This is a genomic window from Mucilaginibacter pocheonensis (genome assembly GCF_031456535.1).
Taxonomy (GTDB): Bacteria; Bacteroidota; Bacteroidia; order Sphingobacteriales; family Sphingobacteriaceae; genus Mucilaginibacter; species Mucilaginibacter pocheonensis.
This window is the reverse complement of sequence record NZ_JAVDUU010000004.1, coordinates 66,993-92,004: the sequence shown is the minus strand read 5'-3', so window position 1 is coordinate 92,004 and position 25,012 is coordinate 66,993. Positions and strand designations below refer to the sequence as shown.

At 43.0% G+C, this 25,012-nt stretch carries 14 protein-coding genes; 13 read left to right on the top strand and 1 reads right to left on the bottom strand.

What is annotated here, in order from left to right:
- Positions 1-7: 7 nt before the first annotated feature.
- Complete coding sequence (locus J2W55_RS18850; RefSeq protein ID WP_310099288.1) at positions 8-931, top strand: dihydrodipicolinate synthase family protein; 924 nt, start codon at positions 8-10, stop codon at positions 929-931.
- A gap of 11 nt (positions 932-942) precedes the next feature.
- Here the strand turns inward: J2W55_RS18850 and J2W55_RS18845 are convergent, their stop codons facing one another.
- Positions 943-1,827 (bottom strand): AraC family transcriptional regulator, encoded by an 885-nt coding sequence (locus tag J2W55_RS18845; RefSeq protein ID WP_310099284.1) that lies wholly within the window; start codon positions 1,825-1,827, stop codon positions 943-945.
- A 486-nt stretch (positions 1,828-2,313) separates the two neighbouring features.
- On the opposite strand from J2W55_RS18845, the gene J2W55_RS18840 reads away from it, so the two are divergent.
- The 12 genes from J2W55_RS18840 (at position 2,314) to J2W55_RS18785 (ending at position 25,004) form a co-directional block, all read left to right on the top strand.
- Positions 2,314-2,985: a DUF3826 domain-containing protein gene (locus J2W55_RS18840; protein WP_310099281.1), complete on the top strand. Its 672-nt coding sequence runs from the start codon at positions 2,314-2,316 to the stop codon at positions 2,983-2,985.
- A 116-nt stretch (positions 2,986-3,101) separates the two neighbouring features.
- A complete protein-coding gene (locus J2W55_RS18835) occupies positions 3,102-6,302 on the top strand; it encodes a SusC/RagA family TonB-linked outer membrane protein (protein ID WP_310099276.1) in 3,201 nt (1,066 codons plus the stop codon).
- Positions 6,303-6,315: 13 nt separating this feature from the next.
- Positions 6,316-8,145: a RagB/SusD family nutrient uptake outer membrane protein gene (locus tag J2W55_RS18830; RefSeq protein ID WP_310099274.1), complete on the top strand. Its 1,830-nt coding sequence runs from the start codon at positions 6,316-6,318 to the stop codon at positions 8,143-8,145.
- Positions 8,146-8,203: 58 nt separating this feature from the next.
- The gene (locus J2W55_RS18825) at positions 8,204-9,865 is read left to right on the top strand and encodes a pectate lyase family protein (protein ID WP_310099271.1); all 1,662 of its coding nucleotides are present in this window, start codon (positions 8,204-8,206) and stop codon (positions 9,863-9,865) included.
- A gap of 76 nt (positions 9,866-9,941) precedes the next feature.
- On the top strand, positions 9,942-13,043 hold the full coding sequence (locus J2W55_RS18820) for a DUF6298 domain-containing protein (protein WP_310099268.1): 3,102 nt from the start codon (positions 9,942-9,944) through the stop codon (positions 13,041-13,043).
- Positions 13,044-13,049: 6 nt separating this feature from the next.
- Entirely contained in the window at positions 13,050-14,435 is a 1,386-nt protein-coding gene (locus J2W55_RS18815) for a glycoside hydrolase family 140 protein (protein WP_310099264.1), read from the top strand.
- 18 nt (positions 14,436-14,453) lie between these two features.
- Positions 14,454-15,398 carry a glycoside hydrolase family 43 protein gene (locus J2W55_RS18810; RefSeq protein WP_310099261.1) on the top strand — a complete coding sequence of 315 codons (945 nt, stop codon included), beginning with the start codon at positions 14,454-14,456 and terminating at the stop codon, positions 15,396-15,398.
- Between the two features lie 2 nt (positions 15,399-15,400).
- Positions 15,401-17,236 (top strand): sialidase family protein, encoded by a 1,836-nt coding sequence (locus J2W55_RS18805; protein WP_310099258.1) that lies wholly within the window; start codon positions 15,401-15,403, stop codon positions 17,234-17,236.
- Between the two features lie 78 nt (positions 17,237-17,314).
- Positions 17,315-18,697 (top strand): sialate O-acetylesterase, encoded by a 1,383-nt coding sequence (locus J2W55_RS18800; RefSeq protein ID WP_310099255.1) that lies wholly within the window; start codon positions 17,315-17,317, stop codon positions 18,695-18,697.
- Positions 18,698-18,737: 40 nt separating this feature from the next.
- Positions 18,738-21,503 carry a glycoside hydrolase family 2 protein gene (locus J2W55_RS18795; protein WP_310099252.1) on the top strand — a complete coding sequence of 922 codons (2,766 nt, stop codon included), beginning with the start codon at positions 18,738-18,740 and terminating at the stop codon, positions 21,501-21,503.
- Positions 21,503-24,265 carry an alpha-L-rhamnosidase gene (locus tag J2W55_RS18790; protein WP_310099250.1) on the top strand — a complete coding sequence of 921 codons (2,763 nt, stop codon included), beginning with the start codon at positions 21,503-21,505 and terminating at the stop codon, positions 24,263-24,265. Before J2W55_RS18795 ends, J2W55_RS18790 begins: the two co-directional genes overlap by 1 nt.
- 46 nt (positions 24,266-24,311) lie before the next feature.
- A complete protein-coding gene (locus tag J2W55_RS18785; protein ID WP_310099248.1) occupies positions 24,312-25,004 on the top strand; it encodes a DUF3826 domain-containing protein in 693 nt (230 codons plus the stop codon).
- Positions 25,005-25,012: the final 8 nt, after the last annotated feature.

Here is a 25,012-nt window from a genome sequence, read left to right as displayed (position 1 = left end):
CACTAAAATGGAACAAAAAAATAAAGGTTTTATACCTGTAATGCTAACTCCTTTTAAAAACAATGGCGACATTGATTATGATATATTAACACAACTTACAGAAATGTATTTGCAGGCTGGCGCATCGGGTTTATTTGCCAATTGCCTTTCCAGCGAAATGTTTGAACTACAGGATGAAGAGCGCCTGCAGGTGATAAAACATGTTATAAAAGTAGTTAACGGGGCGGTGCCTGTTGTAGCCACCGGTACCTTTGGCGGGCCAATTGCCGCTCAGGCTGATTTTGTAAAAAAAGTACATGACACAGGTACCGCCGCTGTAATTGCCATAACCAGCTTACTGGCAGACCAAAACGAAGCGGATGCTGTATTTAATGACCATATTTTTGAATTGATCAACCAAACCCCGGGCATTCCATTGGGCTTTTACGAGTGTCCCGTTCCATACAAAAGATTATTATCCCCACAGCAGCTGATTGACCTGGTGGGCACGGGCCGGGTGATATATCATAAAGATACTTGCCTGGATATTAACCAGATACGATTAAAACTTGAGGCGGGTAAAGCTAATCCGGCTTTTGGCTTGTATGATGCTTATATGGTTCATGCGGTTGAATCATTAAAAGCGGGTTCGGCGGGGCTTTCCTGTATACAGGGTAACTTTTTCCCTGAAATGGTAGTTTGGCTTTGCAATAGCTACAATAATGAAAGTTTGGGACAGGAAATAGCTATGGTTCAGCAATTTTTGACCGATAATATGGAGGTAATGCACAATGTATACCCGGTAGTTGCTAAATATTGCTTAACCAAACGCGGGCTAAAAATATCAACCACTACCAGGCGAAACGTGGGCCATTTTTCATCGGCTGTACGCAGCCAGATTGAGCATTTGTATACTGATTATACTCATTTGCAAAATAGAGTAGGAATATAAAAAATTTATTATCAGGTAGTTGGCTGGCCTTTAAGGTATTTTCTTTTGTATTCAAGCGGGGTCATTTTAGTAACTCTTTTAAAATGACGGTAAAAGTTAGAAATATTGTTATATCCGCATTCAAAGCAAAGCACTTCAGTAGGTAATTTATCCTCTATCAAAAAGCGGCAGGCATGGCTGATCCTGATCTCCGTTAAAAAATCAAAATAGGTTTTTTTGGTCATTAGTTTAAAATACCTGCAAAACGAGGTAACACTCAGATTGCCAATAGCTGCAATTTTTTCCAGGCTGATCTCAGCTTTGTAATTGGCAAGGGTATAAGAGCAAACCTTATTAAGACGAATGGTATCCGATTCATTGGATTGATGAAACTCATTTGGCGACAAAATTATCGGTTCAAACTCTTCATTTTCAGCCAGTGTTTTCAATATGGATAGTAATATGATTATGCGGTCGAGGTTGGTGGCGTTTACGGCCTGGCGCATAAGTTTTGCTAACTGGTCCTTTGCCGGGCCGCCAATAACCATCCCGCTTTTTGCCTTTTCAAACAACTTGGGCAATAAGTAAGCTTCGGGCAAATTCAACAAATATTTACCCAAACAGTCGGGCAAAAAGTGAATAACTATCACTTCAACATTCAAACCCGAATCAGGCAAAAAATATTCGTCTTTGCAGCGCCAGCAGTGCGGCAGGGCCTCACCAAGCAAAGTAATTTCGCCGGGCGAAAAATTGCTGATATTATCACCAATAAAACGCACGCCTTCGCCCTTAATCACATAGTGTAATTCAAGTTCGGGATGATAATGCCATATCCCCCTGAAGGTGGGCAAAATATCATGTCTGATGCTAAACGAGTTTTGAGGTTTTACAGCAACCTTAAGAAAATGGGGCTTCATTTAAAAAAATCACTAACTGGTAAACAAATAAACAGGTTATATACTGTTTGTTGAACGGTTTATAATTTTTAAAAGTATAAATTTTCGGGGAAACATAATTTATAAAAAAGTAACATTCTTTTGACGTTGGCCATATGGGCCCTAAAAAATGGCTTATGGTAAGATTGTACAATAAATTGATAAATACAGGTAGAAATAACAATGCCTAATATTTGATATTTGTTAAAGCAACCTGTTTTACAGGGGCGACTACCTCAAGACATATAAACCAATATAATTAAGCATAAGTTAAATTTTATTTAAGTATTTATAAAATATATGCATTTGATTAATTGTGATAAGCACAATTAAATACAGCAGGAATTGTAAAAAAACGCCGGCTTAAATTTAATAGTCCGACCGTATTGATATCAATTCATAATAAGATTAAAGCAGAGTTACGTACCTGTTGAAGTTTAGTTTTTAACCCATTGACGACAGATGATTATGAAAAAATATACGATAGTGCTGATGATTTTTTTAGGCGGGGTTATGAATACCTTTGCCCAGACGCCGCAGCCAACCGCCAGGCAGGACAATTATACGCAGGTGATTACACAACGGTCAAACAAAATTGTTACGGCGTTGAATATCAGCGATTCGGTTAAGTTTAAAAGAGTACGTGATATTATTGTTGATCAGTACCGAAACCTTAATGATATATATAACGACCGCAACGCCAAAAGCAAGCAAATAAAAGAACAGGCAGGTAATGACAAAGCTGCTGCTAACACTCAGATTGCTGTTATTGACAGTAATGTGAGCAAGCGGCTAAAAGCATTGCACGTAATTTACCTTACCAAATTGAATAAGGAGTTGGATAATAACCAGATAGATAAGGTTAAGGACGGCATGACCTATAACGTGTATCCTATCACTTATGCTGCCTATCAGGATGAACTCCCTAACCTTACCGAAGCACAAAAAGCAAAGATAAATGGGTGGCTATTGGAAGCCCGTGAAAATGCGATAGATGCCGAATCGTCAGAAAAAAAACACGCATGGTTTGGCAAGTTTAAAGGACGTATCAATAATTACCTGTCTGCACAGGGTTATGATATGAAAAAGGCGGGTGAGGAATGGCAAAAACGTATAAAGGAAAGAAATGTAAAAAAGTAAACTACTAAAAGACAAGGTACTTGCTGCAATTAATAATTGAGAAGTATTGATTGCGATGCCTTATTACAAATAACCAATTAATTAACCCGATTATATGAAACCCAAATTCAGTTTTTATGAGAAAAATTTTCCTCTTGTTTGCAGTATTGCTTTTAATATGTAATACACTCATGGCGCAGGACCGTACCATAACGGGAACGGTTGTGAGCAGCGACAAAAATGAACCGCTAATAGGCGTTGCCGTGCAGATAAAAGGCAGCAACAGTGGCACAACAACCGATGTGAACGGGCGCTTTTCACTTAAAGCCACCAATTTACAAAGCATAGTGGTAGGTGTAAGGTACATAGGTTACGCTTATCAGGAAAAGACCTTGAAAATAGGTGAAATGAATGCCGATTTTAAATTGGTAGCCACTTCAAGCAACCTGGAAGAGGTAGTAGTGGTTGGTTACGGTACACAGAAAAAAGCTCACCTTACCGGCGCTATTGCAGCTTTTGAGATGAAAAATATTCAGGATATACCTACAACTAATCTCGCTGCGGCATTGAGGGGACAGCTGCCTAACGTTAGTATAATCGGCGGGGTGGCAAGGCCCGGTGAAAATGCCACTATAAAGATCCGTAACCCGGTCTTCTACGCAAAGGACGGTAAAACAGATCCGTTGTTCATTATTGATGATAATCAAAGAACATTGGCGGATTTTAACTTGCTCGATGCCAGTGAGGTTGAAAGCATCTCGGTGTTGAAAGATGCCGCCGCCGCCATTTATGGTATCCTTGGCGCTAATGGTGTTGTTGTTGTTAAAACAAGAAGGGGACAGGTTGGCGCGCCAAAAATAACTTACAGTGGCTCCTACGGTATATCTGACGCGGTTGAACTGCCTAAAATGATGACCGGTTTGCAGCAGGCAACTTATCTTAATGATTACGAACAAACAAAATATAACTATACGTTATCTTCAACAGGTGTAATAGGTACTGGCACAACAAAAGATAATGCATATTACAGTCCTGACGAATTAGATTATTTCGATAAAAATAGTTCAGATCATTTAAGGCAGGCATGGCAGTCATCCTATATCATGCGCCATGCCCTATCAGTTAGCGGCGGTAATGATAAAGCAACTTACTTTGCCGGCGGTACCTACACCCAGCAAAATTCAAACTTTGATGGGGCCAGCACCAATAAGCTTACATTTAGGGCCAGCACCGATGCTAAAGTAGCCAGCGGCTTAAAGGTAGGACTCTCTGTTAGCGGGGCCACGTATTATAGTAAACGCTACTACTTTAAACAAGGCTCTGAAAGCCTGGACAACGATTTTAAATCGTTGTTAGCAATCCCTCAGTTTCAGCCAATGTATTATAACGGCCTTCCTGTATTGCAGGCTTCAAACACAGGTTCATATCAGGGCGCCAATTTTTTTGAGGTACAAAAGCTAAACAATTACACTTCGCAAAATACCACAACACTAAATGTTTTGGCTAATGCCGAGTATGAAGTTCCGTTTTTGAAAGGGTTAAAAGCTGCTTTAAGCTATAACAGAAATATCAACAATGATTTTAGTAAACAATACGGTACAAGATATAACCTGTACTCTTTTACCAACCTCGGCGAAAATAAACATATTGTTGGTGGTGATGTACAAAGCGTTATCTCAGCAAAAAACGGTGATATTATCAGGTTTACACCAGGCTTAACCAATGTATACCAGTTTAATGGGAATATTAACTATGCGAACAGGTTTGGTAAGCATGACATATCAGCCATAGCTTTATTTGAGCAATGGCACAGCAATGCCGAAAGTTTGGCGGCCTCACGTGAGAATACGTTAATAGGCGGCTTGGATAACATGCAATTTGCTACTGGCGTGCAGGCAACAGATCAGGCTAATGGCCGTGTGGTTAAGTTTGGTCGTTTGGCTTATGCAGGTCGTGTTAATTACGCTTATGACAATAAATATCTGGTTGAGCTTTCTGTTCGTGCCGATGCTAATAATAACTTCGCTCCCGGGCATCAATGGGGCTTTTTCCCATCAGGATCATTAGGCTGGGTAATTTCAAAGGAAAATTTCTTTAGCAACGTTAAGTTCGTTGATTTCCTGAAAGTAAGGGGTTCAGTAGGTTTGTTGGGTAATGATAGTTCAAAACCATTCCTGTACCAGGAAAACTATAAGCTGGAAACCGGCAAAGGCGCCGTATTTGGCGGAAATAATGACCGGGGCAATACTTATGCACCAAATATTGTAATTGCCAATGCCAATACTACCTGGGACAGCAACCTGAGCACCAACTTTGGTATCGATGCACAATTCCTAAACAACCGTTTGTCTTTAACTGCCGATGGTTATTTTTCGCATCGTTATAATATGTTGTCAGCGTTAACATCATCAGTATCAGTATTAATTGGTGCAGCGCCGCCAACAGAAAACTTTGCATCGATTAACACTTTTGGTTACGAAATATCATTAGGCTGGAAAGACAGGATCGGGAAAGATTTTACTTACAACTTCAGTCCGTTCTTATCGTGGTATGATGATAAACAATTAAGAATTGATCAGCCGCTGGGCAATATCGGTACTTATCTGGATAATACCGGTCATTCAAGTGACAGGGGAGTATTGGGTTACCACTACCTGGGAATGATCAGAACACAGGAGCAGGCCGATGCTGTGAAAAACGCAATGGCGGCAGCAGCGGGTGTTCAGCCGGGTGATGTGCGTATCAACGGATTAGTACCGGCTCCTGGTATGTTATATTATCAGGATGTACGCGGTCCCAAAGGACCGGACGGGCAATATACCGCACCCGATGGCAAAATTGGCGAAGAAGACCAGGATTACCTCACCAATAAATCAAGCAATCATTACAACCTGGGGCTTAATTTTGGTGCAGGTTACAAAGGCATAAACCTTACAGTAACCATGGGTATGTCATTTGGTGGCCAGGATATGGTTGAAGGCGATGCCCGCGCACTTGCAAAAGCTACAGATAACCGTCCGGAATTTTGGTCTGACCACTGGACACCAACTAATATCAATGCCAAATATCCTGCGCCATATTATGCTGACTCATATACCTTGCAGTCTGCCTTTTGGTACAAGAGCTCTTATACATTCAGGGTTGGCAATGTTAATTTATCATATACGTTTCCAACATCCCTTGTCAAAAAAATGGGTGTAGGCAGTATAAAGGCATATGTGGTAGCAACCAATCCGTTTAATTTTTATAATCCATACTCTTACAGGGATAATGCAACGCCTTATAATGTCTATCCTACCCTTAAAACAGTATCGTTTGGTTTAAATGTTGGTTTTTAATTATTAAAAGAAAATGAAAATACATAAAATATTAATACCGGCTTTATGTTTAGCCACGGTGTTTGCAAGCTGTAAAAAAACGCTTAATAATGTAGATCAAGGTAATGCGGTAGCCAATCAGATATTTAATGATTCTACATTGGCAGTATTGAATTTAAATTACATATACAACTCAAACATGCCCGATTGGGGCGGTGTTACCGGTGGGGCTATAGGTAACCCCAACTCGTTATCAGAAGAGTCATATGCTGATACCAAGTTTTTCAGGGGAACAGTAACCAACAATGATATCGGGGATATTGGTACAAAGGTTGACGTTAATAGTAACTATGGTAAAATCCGTTACATCAATACATTTATTAGGGATGTAAATGCCGGAACACTACCAGCAGGTACCAAGAACAGGTTAATTGCCCAGGCTTTATTTTTGCGGGCGTTCCGTTACTTTGATCTGGTGAGGTTATATGGTGGTGTACCATTAGTGTTAACTCCATTGCAAGCCGTTGGTCAGGAGGCTAAGGATGCTGCTCTGTTGCCCCGTAATAAAACCTCTGATTGTATAAAACAGATAAGTGCCGATTTGGACAGCTGTATAAAATACCTGCCAAAAAAATGGGCGGCAAGTTCAGATTGGGGACGCATCACTGCGGGGGCTGCTGCAGCATTTAAAGGCCGTGTGCTATTAACCTGGGCAAGTCCGCAGTTTGTAACCGCTGGCGCCAGTGACCCAAACAATCCTGCTACAAAGCCCGAAAGATGGGAAGCCGCTTACGCAGCAAATGTCCAGGCATTAAGTTTATTGCAAGCCGGCGGGTTCGGTTTAAATCCGTCATATGATAATATGTGGTTTAGCGAAGTAAATAACCCTGAAGCTGTTTTGGTAACAGGCTATAATAATTTAAACACGGAAACCAAAAAGAATAACGGTTATGATAACGCGACAAGGCCATCGTATTTGGGTACAGGCGGTGGCAGTAATCAGCCAACCTGGGAAATGGTAAAAGCGTATCCTATGAAGGATGGAAAACTACCCGCCGACTCAAAATATTCATACAGCGATCAAACATACTATCAAAACCGCGATCCGCGCTTTGATAAAACAATTGCATACAATGGTTGCACCTGGAATATCATCGGTAACCAAAATTACAGGTTGTGGACTTACTACAATATTCCCGATCCTAAAAAGCCAAATTCTTATACTACGGTTGAGCCAAAAGCATCAACAACAGGTTTTTATTGCCGTAAAGCTATTGATCCGTCATCATTACAAAGCAATGTACAATATGCCGGCACCGATTGGATGGAAATACGCTATTCGGAAGTACTATTAAACCTTGCTGAGTGCGCCGCAGCTACAAATCGTATACAGGAAGCTTATGATAACGTGATAAAAATACGTCAGCGGGCCGGTATTGAAGCTGGCGCCGATAATTTATACGGCCTTAAAGCAAACATGAGCCAGGTTGAAATGATAAACGCCATTATGTTTGAGCGCGAAATTGAATTTGCATTTGAAGGGAAGCGTTTTTGGGACCTGCGCAGAAGAAAACTGTTTGCAAACACTTTAAACGGTAAAGTACGTACCGGCATACAATGGAATATAATTGCAGCTACAGCACCTGAAAGCTTAAGCACTTCGCCTTTTGCAAACAGGGACGGCTTAACGGCCGACCAAGCATATCAATATTTTACGCTGAATAGCAAACCGCTTGACAGTGGATATACCATTAGCTGGAAAGACGAATACTATTTCTTTGGTATTCCCACCTCATCAATTGCCAATAATCCTAAAATTGAGCAGAATGTTGGGTGGGGTGGTACATTTGATCCGTTGCAATAAAAATGGGGGCGGAAACCTTGTTTTCGCCCTATAATAAAAGAATATGATTAATTTAAATATGAAAAAACACACAGCCTTTTTTATAGTGACGGCGGCGTTGGGTTTTGCTAAACCAGCTTTTGCACAATATCCTGAAATACCACAAAAGGTTAAAGCGGAGAGTGAAGCATTGATGAAAGAGGCCATGCGCCGTTCTGACTCGGCATGGCAGGCGGCATTACCCATTATACAAGCCGACCAAAGAAAAGGAAAAGTGTATGTACCCTGGGCAGCGAGGCCAACTGATTTGCCGCAAGCTAAAATACCCGCTTTTCCGGGCGCCGAGGGCGGTGGTAAATATACTTTTGGTGGCCGTGGAGGCAAAGTTTATGTAGTGACCAGCCTTGCCGACAGTGGCCCCGGAACTCTGCGCGATGCCTGCGAAAAAGGAGGTGCACGTATCATTGTATTTAATGTAGCAGGTATTATCCGTATCAAAACGCCAATCATCGTACGGGCGCCTTATATTACCATTGAGGGTCAAACTGCTCCTGGCGATGGCATCTGTGTGGCCGGCGAATCGTTTTGGGTAAATACACATGATGTTATTATTCGTTACATGCGTTTCCGTCGCGGCGAAACCAATGTGGGGCGCCGGGATGACGCTTTAGGAGGCAACCCAATAGGAAATATTATTGCCGATCATGTATCTGCAAGCTGGGGTTTGGATGAAAACTTTTCTATGTACAGGCACATGTTTGATCCGGGTGATGGTTCAAAGGAACAAAAGCTGGGAACGGTTAATATCACCATACAAAATTGCATCTATTCGGAGTCGCTTGACTATTGGAACCATGCATTTGGCAGCACAACCGGCGGCGAGAACAGTACACTAATACGCAACCTTTGGGCTGATAATACCGGTCGTAACCCCTCAGTGGGATGGAACGGGGTTTATAATTTTATAAATAACGTAGTATTTAACTGGCATCACCGGTCAATGGATGGCGGTGACTATACAACCAATTATAATATCATTAACAATTATTTTAAACCTGGTCCGGTTACACCAAAAGATGAACCAGTTGGGCACCGCATCTTAAAGCCCGAATCCGGTCGCAGTAAACTCAAAGAAAAGGTATTTGGAAGGGTGTATGCAGTTGGCAATATTATGGAAGGATATCCTGAAGTAACCAAAGACCCATGGAAAGGCGGTATACAGGTGGAAGGCCCCGGAGGTAAAGAAATGCCTGATGCCGGCGAATACAAAGATTATATGAAGTCGGATGTGCCTTTCCCTATGGCCCCGGTAACTATCTTGTCGGCTAAAGATGCGCTTAAGTTCGTTATTGCCAACGCTGGTGCAACCTTGCCAAAACGCGATCCGGTTGATGTACGCATTACAGAACAGGTTCGTACCGGAAAGATCACTTATAAAGAGATGAAAACCGATACCGCATATCAGTTTAAAGTTCGTAAATTACCTAAAGACTCTTATAAACTGGGTATCATCACCGCCCCATGGCAGGTTGGTGGCTACCCTGAATACAAAGGAACGCCATACAAAGATGCCGATAATGATGGCTTGCCTGATGATTGGGAAATAAAACATGGCTTAAACCCCAAAAATCATGACGATTCGGCACAGCTTGCAAAAAGCGGAAGCGGATACAGCAATATTGAGGTTTATTTGAATACCATAGCTGCTAAAGGCGAAAAGAAATTGGCTGACCTAAAATAAGTATATACAAACAGTGATGTTAAAAGCTAAGCTTAATAAAAATCTTTATGTTCTGATTTGGTTAATGTTAGGGTGTGTGCAATTGCATGCACCCTTGTTTGCTCAAAACAAAAAGAAAATAGTTAAGCCGCAATCACCGGTTACAGCGGACAAAAGCGGGAAATTGGTTTATACTGTAGCTGCCAACGGTGATCGCATACCCGACTATTCGTATTGCGGATATATGGCTTCTGAAAAAAATATACCGGAAGCCCCGGTGCGTATAGTTGTTCCGTTGAAACCGGACGATGCTACAATAAGAATACAGGCCGCATTGGATTATGTGGCTTCTTTACCTGCCAGCGGGGATGGCATCCGTGGTGCTGTATTGCTCAATAAGGGCATTTACCAGGTTAGCGGAAGTCTTAAAATAAACGCATCGGGTGTTATATTGCGTGGCAGCGGTATGGGCACGAATGGAACGATATTATTTGCCGCCGGAAAAGATAGAGAGACTTTTATACATGTAAGCGGGAAAAATGACCGGCAAACTCAAAAAGAAATTAAAATAACAGATGCTTATGTACCTGTAAATGCCTGTATCGCGCACATTACTCCGGGTGCTGATATTAAAGCTGGGGATATGGTCATGGTGCACAGGCCAAGTACACAATCCTGGATCGATACTATAAAAACAGATCATTTTGGTGGGGGCCTTACCGCGCTGTCGTGGAAACCCGGCGAACGTGATATTTACTGGGATCGTAAGATAACTGCTGTAAATGGGGACGCCATCACGCTTGATGCGCCGATCACAACTGCGTTAGATACCGCTTTTGGCGGCGGTTTTATTGCTGCTTATCAGTGGCCAGGCCGTATTTCGCAAATCGGTATTGAAAATTTGAGACTCCAATCGGCTTATGACACCACAAACCCTAAGGATGAGTCACATCGCTGGATGGCCATTACCATGGAAAATGTTTCTGATGCCTGGGTTCGGCAGGTTATATTCGAACATTTTGCAGGCTCGGCTGTGTTTGTGGCTCCAACAGGGAATCGTATTACTGTTGAAGATTGTAAATCACTTGCTCCAATATCCGAAATAGGAGGACAGCGCCGGAATACGTTTCTTACCATGGGCGGGCAAACACTTTTTCAGCGTTTATACTCAGAGTATGGTTTTCATGATTTTGCTACCGGATATTGTGCTCCGGGCCCAAATGCGTTTGTACAGTGTATGTCATGGCAATCCAACAGTTTTAGCGGGAGTATAGATAGCTGGGCATCCGGTGTTTTGTTTGATATAGGAAATATAGATGGCCAGGCTTTAAGTTATATGAACCGCGGTCAGGATGGACAAGGAGCTGGCTGGAACGCCGCGAATAGTTTATTCTGGAACTGCACAGCGGCCCGTGTTGATTGCTACAGGCCACCAACCGCCCAGAATTGGGCCTTCGGCACCTGGGCGCAATTTGCAGGCGACGGTTACTGGGAAGAATCGAACAGTAGTATCAATCCCCGTAGTTTTTATTATGCGCAGTTAGTTAATCGCTTAAACAAGGATGTAAGTAAACAGGCTAACATTTTATACCCGGGCACAGAGCCGTCAAGCAGTCCAACTGTTGAACAAGCTGTTGAATTAATGGCAGCCGCCAAAAAACCTGCAGTAACTATTAGCGATTGGATTGACAGAGCCGTTGACAGAACACCCATAAATACATCGGCAGCGGGGGCTAAAACTATTGATCAGCTTGGTTACAAACCGACAGCCATTGCGGCTAAAGCTCCGGCAATGACCATTGAAAACGGTTGGCTGGTACGTGGAAATACGGTACTCGCGGGCAGGCATTTTGAAACCCCTTGGTGGAGTGGTACTGTTCATCCTGATTATACATCAACAACGGCCAAGCCTGCTATTACACGTTGGGTTCCGGGCCAAACCGGAACGGGATTGACTGATGACCTTAACGAAGTAAGTAACTGGATGCTTAAGAATAATATTGTAGTTTTTGAGCATAACTATGGTTTATGGTATGATCGCCGCCGTGATGACCATGAACGCATCCGCCGTATGGATGGTGATGTGTGGGCGCCATTTTATGAACTACCTTTTGCCCGCAGCGGTAAGGAATTGGCCTATGACGGATTAAGTAAATACGACCTTACCAAATACAACACCTGGTACTGGGACCGCCTGAAGAAATTTGCTGATCTGGCCGACCAGAAAGGACTGGTGCTGATACATCAGAATTATTTTCAACATAATATTATTGAAGCAGGAGCTCACTATACTGATTTTCCATGGCGCACTGCCAATAATATCAATGGCAGCGGCTTTCCTGAACCCGTGCCTTATGCCGGCGATAAGCGCCAGTTTATGGCGGAGCAGTTTTATGATGAAACCAATCCGGCACGGCGTAAGCTGCACCAGGCTTATATTAATAAATGCCTTGATAACTTTGCGGGCAACAACGGTGTAATTCAGTTGATTGGGGCAGAATTTACCGGCCCGCTCCATTTTATGCAATTTTGGGTTGAAACCATAAAACAATGGGAAACCGCCCGCAATAAAAAAGAAGTGATTGGCCTAAGTGCTACCAAAGATGTACAGGACGCCATCCTGGCCGATCCATCAAAAGCCCAGGTTATCAATGTGATCGATATCAGGTATTGGTATTACCAGGCCAATGGTGCAGCTTATGCGCCAATTGGCGGTCAAAGTCTTGCGCCGCGCCAGCAGGCCCGTATCTTTAAACCCAAAGCAACTTCGTTTGATCAGGTTTATCGTGCGGTGCATGAATACCGTGTTAAATATCCCGATAAGGCCGTATTATATTCTGCTGACGGTTATGACCATTTTGGATGGGCCGTATTTATAGCAGGCGGATCATTGCCGGTATTACCCGCAGGTACAGACAGCAAGTTTTTAACCGCTGCAAGCTTCATGAAACCTGTTGAATTGCCAGGTGCCCCCAAAGACCAATGGGCTTTAGGTGGCGCTAAGGGATATATCGTTTATAATAATGCTGATAACGGCATCCATTTAAATCTGCCTGCAAACTTCAGCTACAGATCACACTGGGTCGATCCGCAAAGCGGCCAGATATCGTCTGATGGTCAGCAGATAAAAGGCGGGGATAATATCGAAATAAAAAGTTCCAAAGCAGGACCATCTATTCTGTGGCTCACCCGTAACTAAATAAATATGCTTAAAAAGATCATTTTAATAGGTATTATCTCTTGTTTGCTTTTTTCGTTCAAGATCAGCGATGGGGTAATGCCTCATATAAAAGTATCTGCAAATCATCGGTATTTTATGGCTGATGGTAAACCTTTTTTCTGGCTGGGTGATACCGGCTGGCTCCTGTTCTCGAAAATGAAACGTGAAGAGGCTGAAAAATATTTGGATATCAGAAGTAAACAGGGTTTTAACGTGATACAGGTTATGGTGGTGCACAGTATCGGCGAAACGAATGCCTATGGCGATTCGGCCTTAATCCATAAAAATATTGCTACCCCAAATGTAACGCCTGGCAATACGTTTGGCAAAGGTAATGAATATGATTATTGGGACCATATAGACTGGATCATTAGCAAAGCAGCTCAAAAAGGAATATATATAGCGTTAGTGCCGGTATGGGGCGCGGTAGTAAAAGGAAATCATATTGGTGCTGCCAAAGCAAAAATATACGCTGATTTTTTAGCTAAAAGATACCGTGACAGGCCAAACATCATTTGGATGAATGGCGGCGATATTTCGGGAACAGATTCTCTGAAAACCTGGAACGCTATCGGCAACACACTGCTTAGGCTCGACACCAGTCATCTGATTACTTTCCATCCCCGCGGACGTACACAGTCATCTACATGGTTTCATGACCAGGCCTGGTTAAGTTTTAACTGTTTTCAATCCGGCCACCGTACCTATGCTCAGGACACTTCTAAAAAGGATTTGAACTACGGAGAGGATAACTGGAAATACGTACAGGCTGATTATGCCAAAACACCTGTTAAGCCAACGCTTGACGCAGAACCATCATACGAAAGAATTCCTCACGGGCTGCATAACTTCAAGCTTCCGCGGTGGACGGCTGCCGATGTAAGGCGTTACGGTTATTGGTCGGTATTCGCGGGTGCCTGTGGTTATACCTATGGCAACAATGACGTGATGCAAATGCATAAACCGGGCGAAAAAAAAACCGCCTACGGATCAAAAGGATACTGGTTTAATTCTGTTAATGATCCTGGCGCCAAACAAATGATCTACCTGAAAAAATTGATGTTGTCCCGGCCGTATTTTGAGCGGGTGCCCGATCAGTCATTAATTGCCGGCAATCAAGGCCAAAAATACGACAGGTTAATTGCTACCCGCGGCAGTAATTACGCATTTGTATATACTTATACCGGCAGGGACATCAATATTAATACAGAAAAGCTGACCGGAACCAAAATAAAAGCATCATGGTATAATCCGCGTAACGGACAAATTACAGCTATTGGAACGGTTAACAAGGCAAAAACGCTTAAATTTAATCCCCCGGGGCAAAAAACAAATGGCAATGATTGGGTACTGATCATTGACGCGATATAAATCAAAAATAAAGTACGCATGAATCGGTCTGTAAAATACATACTATTAGCATTTGCCTCCGTTTTAATTCTGTCATGCAAAACGGGTAAAAACGTATATATATTTACTTCGTTTCATGAACCCGCAGATGGTGGGCTTAGGCTTTTATACAGTTATGATGCCTACCACTGGACTGATCTTAACCATGTATTTATAAAACCTGAAGCCGGTAACGCAAAGATCCTGCGGGATCCTTCTATAGCCCAGGGCCCCGATGGGGTTTATCATTTGGTATGGACCACCGGTTGGAAAGACGACCAGGGCTTTGGTTATGCAAGCTCAAAGGACCTGGTACACTGGTCGGCGCAGCAGCATATTAATGTAATGGGTTATGAACCTACCGCGGTCAATGCCTGGGCGCCTGAGTTGTTTTATGATGACGAAGCGGCCCGGTTCATTATTGTTTGGGCGTCAACCATTCCTAATCGTTTTCCTAAAGGGCAGGAGCCGGAGGATAATAATCATCGCCTATATTATACAACCACCAAAGATTTTAAAACCTTTGCACCAACAAAATTATTTCTTGACCCTGGTTTCAGTGTAATTGATGCCGAAATTGTAAAACGAAGCCGGCATGACTATATACTTGTGATGAAGGATAATACCCGGCCAAATCGTAATATACTGCTCGCGTTTAGTAATAACCCGCTTGGGCCCTACACCAATTACACCAAACGCTTTACCGAAATGTACAGTGAAGGACCATCAATGACCAAAGCAGGGAGCAACTGGTTGATATACTATGATTCATACCGGTTAAAAAGATACGGTGCTATGCGCACAACCGATTTTAAAACTTTTACTGATATATCAGATAGTGTAAAAGTGCCCGAAGGACACAAACACGGCACTATATTTAAAGTAACCAAAAAGCAACTAAACCTATTGCTAAAGGAAACACAGCTGAAAACTGACCAACGCTAAACATGAATAAGATAGTCTACATATTACTGCTTACATTAATTACTTATGGCTCCCGGGCGCAGGATACCGTGCGTTATACAGGCAATACAATAGTTAATGTTGATTACCACCATGGGCAGTTGAGCCCGGTGGTAGGCGTGCACAGTCAGCAAATATTCCGGGCCAACCGCGAACATCCCGAATTAGCTGATGGTTTTGGCTTTACTTATAACCATGCCCCTATGCTGGCATATTGGAACAACACCTTTTATGTAGAATATCTGAGCGATAAGGTGGGTGAGAGCATCCCCCCCGGGCAAACACTGGTTATCACCTCTCAAGACGGCCTCAACTGGTCAAAACCTGCTGTGGTGTTTCCGCAATATAAAATACCCGATGGCACGACCAAAACCGGACACCTCGGTGTTGCAAAAGACCTCTATTCGGTGATGCACCAGCGTATGGGGTTTTATACCGCTAAATCAAAACGTTTGCTGGTATTGGGCTTTTATGGTATTTGTCTTGACGGGCATGACGATCCGAATGATGGTTTGGGGATAGGACGTGTAGTACGCGAAGTACTGCCCAATGGCAAGTATGGCCCGATCTATTTTATCCATTACAATCCAAAATGGAATGAAAAAAATACGAGTTATCCTTTTTATAAAACCAGTAAAGACAGGGACTTTGTACAAGCATGTGACGAACTGATGGCTAACCCATTAATGATGATGCAATGGGCAGAAGAAACAGACAGAAAGGATCCTTTAATACCATTACATAAGGAATATAAAGCCTTTAATTTTTATCACCTGCCTGATGGTCGTGTGGTTGGTTTATGGAAAAATGCCCTTACCGCCATCAGTGCCGATAATGGTAAAACCTGGCCGGCTAACGCTTCACGCGCGCCCCGCTTTGTAAACAGCAATGCTAAAATATGGGGACAGCGTACATCTGATGGTAAATACGCTACGGTTTATAATCCGTCGGAGTTTCGGTGGCCGCTGGCTATTTCGGTAAGTGAGGACGGATTGAACTATAGTAACCTATTATTGGTGAATGGTGAAATATCCGTTATGCGTTATGGTGGTGCTTACAAATCTTATGGCCCTCAATATGTGCGCGGGATTGAAGAAGGCAATGGTACGCCGCCTGATGGCAAGTTATGGGTTACCTACAGCATGAATAAAGAGGATATTTGGGTGTCATCAATCCCTGTTCCGGTAACAGCGATAGCTGATGCACATGCCGGTGAGGTATTTAATAATATACCTCCGGGGAAAGAACTCGATAAATGGAATACTTACAGCCCCCAGTGGGCCCCGGTGGCTATAGAGAAAGCACCCGACGGCGAACGCTGCCTTACTTTGAAAGACAGCGATCCTTTTGATTATGCTAAGGCCGAACGGATAGTGCCTGCATCTAAGAAGTTGCTGGCTGATTTTACCGTCATCCCCGGGCAAAATAATACGGGTAAGCTCAGTATTGAATTTCAGGATGAAAAAGGTAGTGCCGCTATCAGGCTCACACTTGATTCGGCCGGCCGGTTTTATACCAAAGCTGGTTACCGGGATAAAAATATCATGAATTATGAAGCCGGTAAGCCTTACCACGTCATCCTAAAATTACATACAGATACCCGTTTTTATACTGTGAATGTGAATGGTAAGGATGTATTGTCAAGTTTGTTTTTTGCACCTGTGCTCAATATTAACCGGGTAGTTTTCAAAACCGGCGATGTAAGGCGGTTCCCAAATGCAGATACACCAACAGACCAGGATTACGATTTGCCTAAAGCAGGTGAAAGTGCTAAGCCAGCGGTTTTTTATATCAAATCATTTAAAACAAGCAATTATTAAGAGATGGGTAGCTGCAGGATATTTTGTTGGATTGCGATTTGTTTGTTCTGTTTTACAAATGGCAGCGCACAAATTGTTTTGCCTAAAATATTAGGCAACGGCATGGTACTGCAGCGCAATCAGCCCGTTCCTGTTTGGGGTACTGCCACGGCCGGCGAAAAGATAACAGTAAAATTTAATGGGCAAACCAAAACAACGGTAACTAAAACTGATGGCAAATGGTTAGTCACATTAAACCCAATGCCTGCTTTGGCCAAACCGGAAACATTAACCATTTGGGGTAAAGACACTATAAAGCTCAATAATATTCTGGTAGGCGAGGTATGGCTGTGTTCGGGGCAGTCAAATATGCAATACGAGATGCGTAAGAACAGCAAGGTGAAAAAGCCCGATTCCAGCACTGTAAATTCACCGATTGACGAATTGCAGCGGGCACATAACCCACAGATCAGGATATTTTTAGTGACCCAAAAGAACTTGCAAAAGCCCGATTCTACTCATTCAGGATGGAGTGTTGCCGAGGACTCTGCTCTACGGGCGTTTTCAGCGGCAGGGTATTTTTTCGCCAAAAACCTTCATCATGATCTGGGCGTACCGGTAGGTATTATCTCATCGGCAGTAAGTGGTAGTCACATTGAGCCGTGGGCGCCACAAGAGGCTTATGATGCTATCCCGTATTTCAAAGCCCACAATGTTAAAATTGAAAACGACCCGGGTAAGTTCTATGTTAAAATGATAGAACCACTTGCGCCATTCGCCATTAAAGGGTGTTTGTGGTACCAGGGCGAAACCAGTTGCTATTTAGCCGAAACCATTACCTATACCTATAAAATGGAGGCGCTCATTAACAATTGGCGCAAGCTTTGGAATAATAAAGAAATGCCATTTTATTATGTGCAGATAGCGCCGTTCTATTATTCAAAAAGCAAAGGGCAAGTACCCTATACCGAATTTACAGAACCTGAACTGCGTGAGGCTCAAACCTTGGTTTTGAAAATACCCCATACAGGCATGATCGTTACTACCGACTTGAATGACGATCTGAAAAATATACATCCGCCATTTAAATGGGAGGTCGGCCGCCGTTTGGAACTTCAGGCATTAGCCAATACATACGGGAAAAAGCATATAGTCTTTTCCGGGCCGATGTACAAAAGCATGAAGATCAGTGGAAACAAGATCATACTTAATTTTAGTTATGTGGGCGACGGATTGGTTAGCCACGATGGTAAACCGCTTACAGATTTTACCATAGCCGGGCGCGACGGCAAATTTGTACCTGCTGAGGCTTTGATCAAAAACAATACGATAGAAGTCTCCGCACCATCGGTAACAACCCCAATAGCAACTCGTTTTGCCTGGTCAGAGTCGGCCCAGCCTAATTTTTATAATAAAAACGGATTACCGGCGGTGCCATTCCGTACAGATAACCCATTAAAATTTACCTTAACCGCAAACTAATAAACCTATGAGATCTGCCTGTTTTAAAATATGTATATGCGTGCTGTTAATAATATCGGGTTTAACAACCCGGGCGCAGGAAACACAAAAAATGTACCTGTCAGGCACAGGCAGCGATCATACGGTTAACTGGCAGTTTTTCTGCACGGAGGGGCGTAACTCTGGTAAATGGACCACCATTCCGGTACCTTCAAACTGGGAATTTCAGGGTTTTGGCAAATACAATTACGGCCTGGCTAAAGACAGTTTAAGAGGTAAAGAAAAAGGACTGTACAAATATGAATTTACAGTGCCGGCTGCATGGCAAGGTAAAGCCATCAACATTGTTTTTGATGGGTCTATGACTGATACAGAGGTAAAGTTGAACGGAAAATCAGCCGGACCCATTCACCAGGGTTCTTTTTATCGTTTCAAATATGAGGTGGGCAATTTGCTTAATTATGGCAGATCAAACCTGCTGGAGGTAACTGTCTCCAAACATTCAGCTAATGCTTCGGTAAATGCGGCCGAAAGAAAAGGCGACTTTTGGATATTCGGTGGTATCTTCCGCCCGGTTTTCTTCGAGGTATCGCCGCAAACACATATCAATTATTATGCTATTGATGCCAAAGCCAATGGCAATTTGAAAGCCGCTTTAAAACTTTCATCAGTAAAAAACGGTAGCATTACAGGGCAGGTTTACTCTTTAAACGGTCAAAAGGTTGGCCCCGCTTTTAGTGTTAAAGTAAATTCCGGCGACACGCTTGTTAACATTGGTACACACATCGTATCACCTAAATTATGGACACCAGAGTTTCCAAACCTGTATAATGTTGTATTTACCCTTAACCAAAATGGTAAAGCGGTGCATACCGTAAAACAAAGGTTCGGCTTTCGCACCGTGGAGCTTCGCGAACACGACGGTATTTATGTAAATAACGTAAAGATCAAATTTAAGGGAGTTAACCGGCATTCCTTCTGGCCAACAACCGGCCGGGCGCTTAATAAAGAAATAAGTGTAGGAGACGTAAAAATGCTGAAGGATATGAACATGAACGCTGTACGAATGTCGCATTACCCGCCCGATGATCATTTTCTTGATGCCTGCGATTCATTAGGGTTATTTGTATTGGATGAACTAACAGGGTGGCATCAGCATTACGATACGCAGGTAGGCTCTAAACTTGTAAAAGAACTGATTGAAAAAGATATTAATCACCCCTCAATAGTAGTGTGGGACAATGGCAATGAAGGCGGCTTTAATTTTGATCTTGACCATTGGTTTGATGAACTTGATATTCAAAAGCGCCCGCTGATACATCCCTGGGGTATTTTCAGAGGAACAAATACCCAGCATTATATTAATTATGATTATGGCACAGGCACAGCAATGCATGGGCATGATATATTTTTCCCCACCGAATTTTTACACGGCCTTTATGATGGCGGCGCTGGCGCGGGCTTAGATGATTTCTGGGATCAGATGTGGCATACGCCATTGTCTGCAGGCGGCTTTATCTGGGATTTTGCAGACGAGGCCGTAGTGCGTTCTGATAAAAACGGTGCGCTTGATACGGATCTCGATCACGGCCCTGATGGTATTGTGGGCCCATATCATGAAAAAGAAGGAAGTTATTATACTATTAAGGAAGTTTGGAGCCCTGTATACCTGGAACCACGTGAAATAACGCCGGCTTTTAACGGAAAGCTCAGATTAGAGAACCGTTATTTTTATACTAATTTAAAACAATGCAGCTTTAGCTATAAGCTGGCAAAATTTGATGGCCCTTATCAAAAAGCGGGCATAGCGCCAAAAACGGGCGTTATTGCTTCACCTGACGTCGCCCCCGGACAATATGGTAACCTCCAATTACAATTGCCTGTTGACTGGAATAGTTTTGATGTACTGTATGTAACTGCTTATGACGTTACTAAACATGAATTATATACCTGGAGTTTCCCTGTTAGCAGTCATGATAAAATTACCAGTAGAGTGATCAGCAAAACCGGTGGCGGCAAGCCTGTGATCGAAGAAACTGATTCTTTATATAAGGTTAAAACAAGTAACGGCATTGAACTTGAAATTAATCGTAACTCGGGCATATTAACAAAGGTTAAAAATGCCAAAGGCAAAATCCCTTTTAACAATGGGCCCATATTGATAGAGGGCCAGGACCAGGCTGGTTTTCAGAAGCTCACACAGCATTATGAAGGAAATAACCTCGTAATCGAGGCCCAATTCCCATCAAAAAAAACCGAGCCGATGCTTAAATGGGTCATTTACCCATCGGGTTGGGTACAACTGGATGTAAGGTATTGGCCAATCGGCGAGGAAGCCGCATTGTTGGGGGTAAATTTCTCGTTCTCTGAAAAGGACATAAAAGGGGTGACCTATTTAGGCGATGGTCCGTACAGGGTGTGGAAAAACAGAATGAAGGGTACATCGCTTGGTGTTTGGAATAAAACCTATAATAACACCATAACCGGACAAGGTACTGTGGTATATCCCGAATTCAAAGGCTATTACTCAAACCTATACTGGATGAGGCTGGAGACAACCGGTCAGCCAATTACCATCATGTGCAATAACCAGGATGTGTTTATGCGCTTGTTCACGCCAGCCAATCCTGCAAAAACCTATAATGTTGCACCTGCTTTTCCATCGGGCGATATCTCTTTTATGCACGGTATAACACCAATAGGTACTAAATCGCAGAAACCTGAGTATTTGGGCGCAAGCGGGCAAAAGAATAAGTATTTCAATTACGACAAAAATATAGAGGATGCGCTGCCGCTTACTTTATACTTTGATTTTTCGGGTAAATAATGAAAATAGTATCGGCATATATTATTGTGGCTTTAGCCAGTTTTTTAAGCACATGCTTAAACGGTTATGCCTATGCTGATGTTAAGCTGCAAAACCTTAGGTGCGAGATGCTGGAAAATCCTTTAGGTATTGGCACAGTTCGTCCGCGTTTAAGCTGGCAGATCACCAGCGATGCGCGGAATACCAACCAGATAGCTTACCGTATAATTGTTGCTTCAACCCCTGCAAAGCTTGCAGCCGGTGAGGGTGATCTGTGGGATTCGCGTAAGGTATACACGGATCGATCCATCATGGTTACTTATACAGGTAAACCATTGCTAAGCCGCACCGCTTGTTACTGGAAGGTTAAAGTGTGGACCAATAAGGGTGAAACCAAATGGAGCCTACCGGCTCAATGGACCCTAGGTTTGCTGAATGCTACCGATTGGAAAGCCCGTTGGGTAGGATATGACCATGGTTTCCCCTGGGATAGTGTATCTAAATTTTCCCGACTTTCAGCCCGCTATTATCGTAAACAATTTGATGTAAGCTCTGGTATCAAAAAAGCGACGGCTTATATAGTTGGTCTCGGGCATTATGAGCTGTATATAAATGGAAAGATGATTGGGGACCAGGTATTGGCAGAACCCCCAACCGACTATACCCAATCTGTAAAGTATAGCACGTTTGATGTTACCGAAAATGTTAAACAAGGTAAAAACGCCGTAGCTACGGTATTGGGTAACGGGCGTTTTTTTACGATGCGCCCAAAGTACAAGCCCAAAAAGATAAAAGAGTTTGGCTTTCCAAAAATGTTGCTGCAGCTGGAGGTGGAATACATCAACGGCACCAAACAATTAATTGTAAGCGATGATAACTGGAAATTTACTGCCGATGGGCCAATTCGTACCAATAATGAATACGATGGCGAAGAATATGATGCCACCAAAGAATTTCGCGGATGGAATAATATCGGCTTTGATGATAGTAAGTGGTCAAAAGCTCAGTTGGTTGACCCGCCGGGCGGCAGGGTAGAAGCGCAGATGAATGAACCTATCAAAGTGATGGATACCATAAAGCCTGTTAGTATTACTCAGCTAAAAAACGGTATTTGGATTATGGACATGGGGCAGAATATGGCGGGTTGGCTGCAAATGCGAGTAAAAGGTAATAGGGAAGATAAAGTAACCCTGCGCTATGCCGAAACTCTTCAGCCTAATGGTGAACTGTACCTGGCTAACCTGCGCGATGCCAGGGTAACCGATGTTTATACACTAAGAGGCGGGGAACCGGAAACATGGCACCCTGTGTTTGTATATCATGGTTTTCGTTATGTAGAGATCAGCGGCTATCCGGGAAAACCCGAATTGGCTGATTTCGAAGGACAGGTAGTATATGATGCCATGGCTACTATCGGGCATTTTGAAACCTCAAATACTCTTGTAAATCAAATTTATCATAACGCTTACTGGGGTATATTAAGTAATTATAAGGGGATGCCGGTTGATTGTCCGCAACGTAATGAACGTATGCCCTGGCTGGGTGACCGGGCTGTTGGCTCACTTGGCGAAAGTTTTTTATTTGCCAACGGAAACCTTTATGCCAAGTGGCTGGATGATATTGCGGATTCGCAAAAACCGGATGGCGCCATACCTGATGTGGCCCCGGCTTACTGGAATTATTATAGTGATAACATGACCTGGCCGGGCACCTATATCCTGGTGGCCGATATGTTGTACCGTCAGTTTGCTGATAAAGCGCCTATAGAAAAGCATTATGCCTCCATGAAAAAATGGATGGACTATATGCGACTAAAATACATGAAGGATTATATGGTGACAAAAGACAAATATGGCGACTGGTGTGTACCGCCGGAGTCTCCTGAATTGATCCACTCTAAAGACCCGGCCCGCAATACCGATGGCCAGCTTATCGCCACTGCATATTATTATCACTTGGCAGGTTTGATGCGCAAGTTTGCTAAGCTCACAAACAGATCTGGCGATGCGCAGTTTTTTAGTGTTTTACAATCAAATATTGGTAATGCTTTTAACCAGAAGTATCTTAACAGAGATAATTTTAAATATGATAATAATACCATTACAGCTAACCTGCTCCCGCTTTATTTTGGCATCACCCCGGCTGTAAACCGGTCGGCGGTGTTTAAAAATATAGTCGACAAAATTCAGAACGAAGCCAATGGTCATATCAGTACCGGAGTTATTGGTACACAATGGCTTATGCGCGGGCTTACTGAATTTGGCCGTCCGGATATTGCTTATCGTATAGCTTCCAACAGTGATTACCCAAGCTGGGGTTATATGATTAAGCAAGGCGCCACCACTATCTGGGAGCTTTGGAATGGGGATACCGCGAACCCGGCCATGAATTCACGCAACCATATTATGCTGCTGGGCGATCTGATAGCTTGGTTTTACCAGGACCTGGCCGGTATTAAACCGGTTAGCCCAGGTTATAAGGAATTGGTAATGACCCCCCCGGTTATTAAAGACCTCGATAAAGTTGACGCATCATACCAAACCCCTTATGGGTTAGTAAAAAGCAGTTGGACCTGCCATAAAGATCATTTCAGCTGGCACATTACCATACCTCCAAACAGTAAGGCTTTAGTTTATATACCTATAAATAAAGTAGATGCGGGTATTACCGAAAGTGGTCAAAACGCTGCTGCGGTAAAGGATATTAAACTGATAAAAATGGAAAATGGGAGAGCTGTTTTCCAGATCGCGTCAGGGAGTTATGATTTTGAAGTAAAAAGTTAAACTATTTGATGAAATACTAATGATGAAAAGATTAAATATTGCGGGTATGGCATTAGCATTATTGCTCATGCAGGCCACTATAAGCAAAGCGCAGGATCAAACTGCATCAAAGCCAGCGCCATCGCCCGAAGCACAGGCTAAAGCAGATGCCGAAATTGAAAAAAAAGCCACTGATTGGATCAGTTCGCTAAGCCTCAATGATGCAGCAAAAGCAGCAAGGGTAAAAGAGGTGGTAACCACCCATCTGAAAGCTGTGCGCGACTGGAACAACAGCCATTCTTATGAATCTGTTCCGGCAGGTATTGATCCGGCTACCGGCAAAGTGCTGAGTGTTATGGATCGCCAGATCATTGTGAATTCATCATTACCAAAATCTGTACATGAAAACCTGATGGCTGGTTTACGGAAAGATTTAACCGAAGAACAGGTTGAGGCTGTGCTTGACAAATACACCATTGGTAAGGTAGCTTTTACATTAGCAGGCTATAAAGCTATTGTTCCCGATCTTACGTCAACTGAGGAAGCTACCATACTTGCAAACTTAAAGCAAGCCCGTGAACAGGCTGTTGATTTTAAGAATATTAAACAAGTATCGGCCATATTTGAGATCTATAAAACCAAAAACGAACAGTACCTCAATAGCAATGGCCGCAACTGGCACCAGTTGTTTAAAGCTTATGTTGATGCCGTTAAAACAAAGAAAGCCGCAGATGCCGCGGCAAAGAAACCCGCACAATAAATGATAGT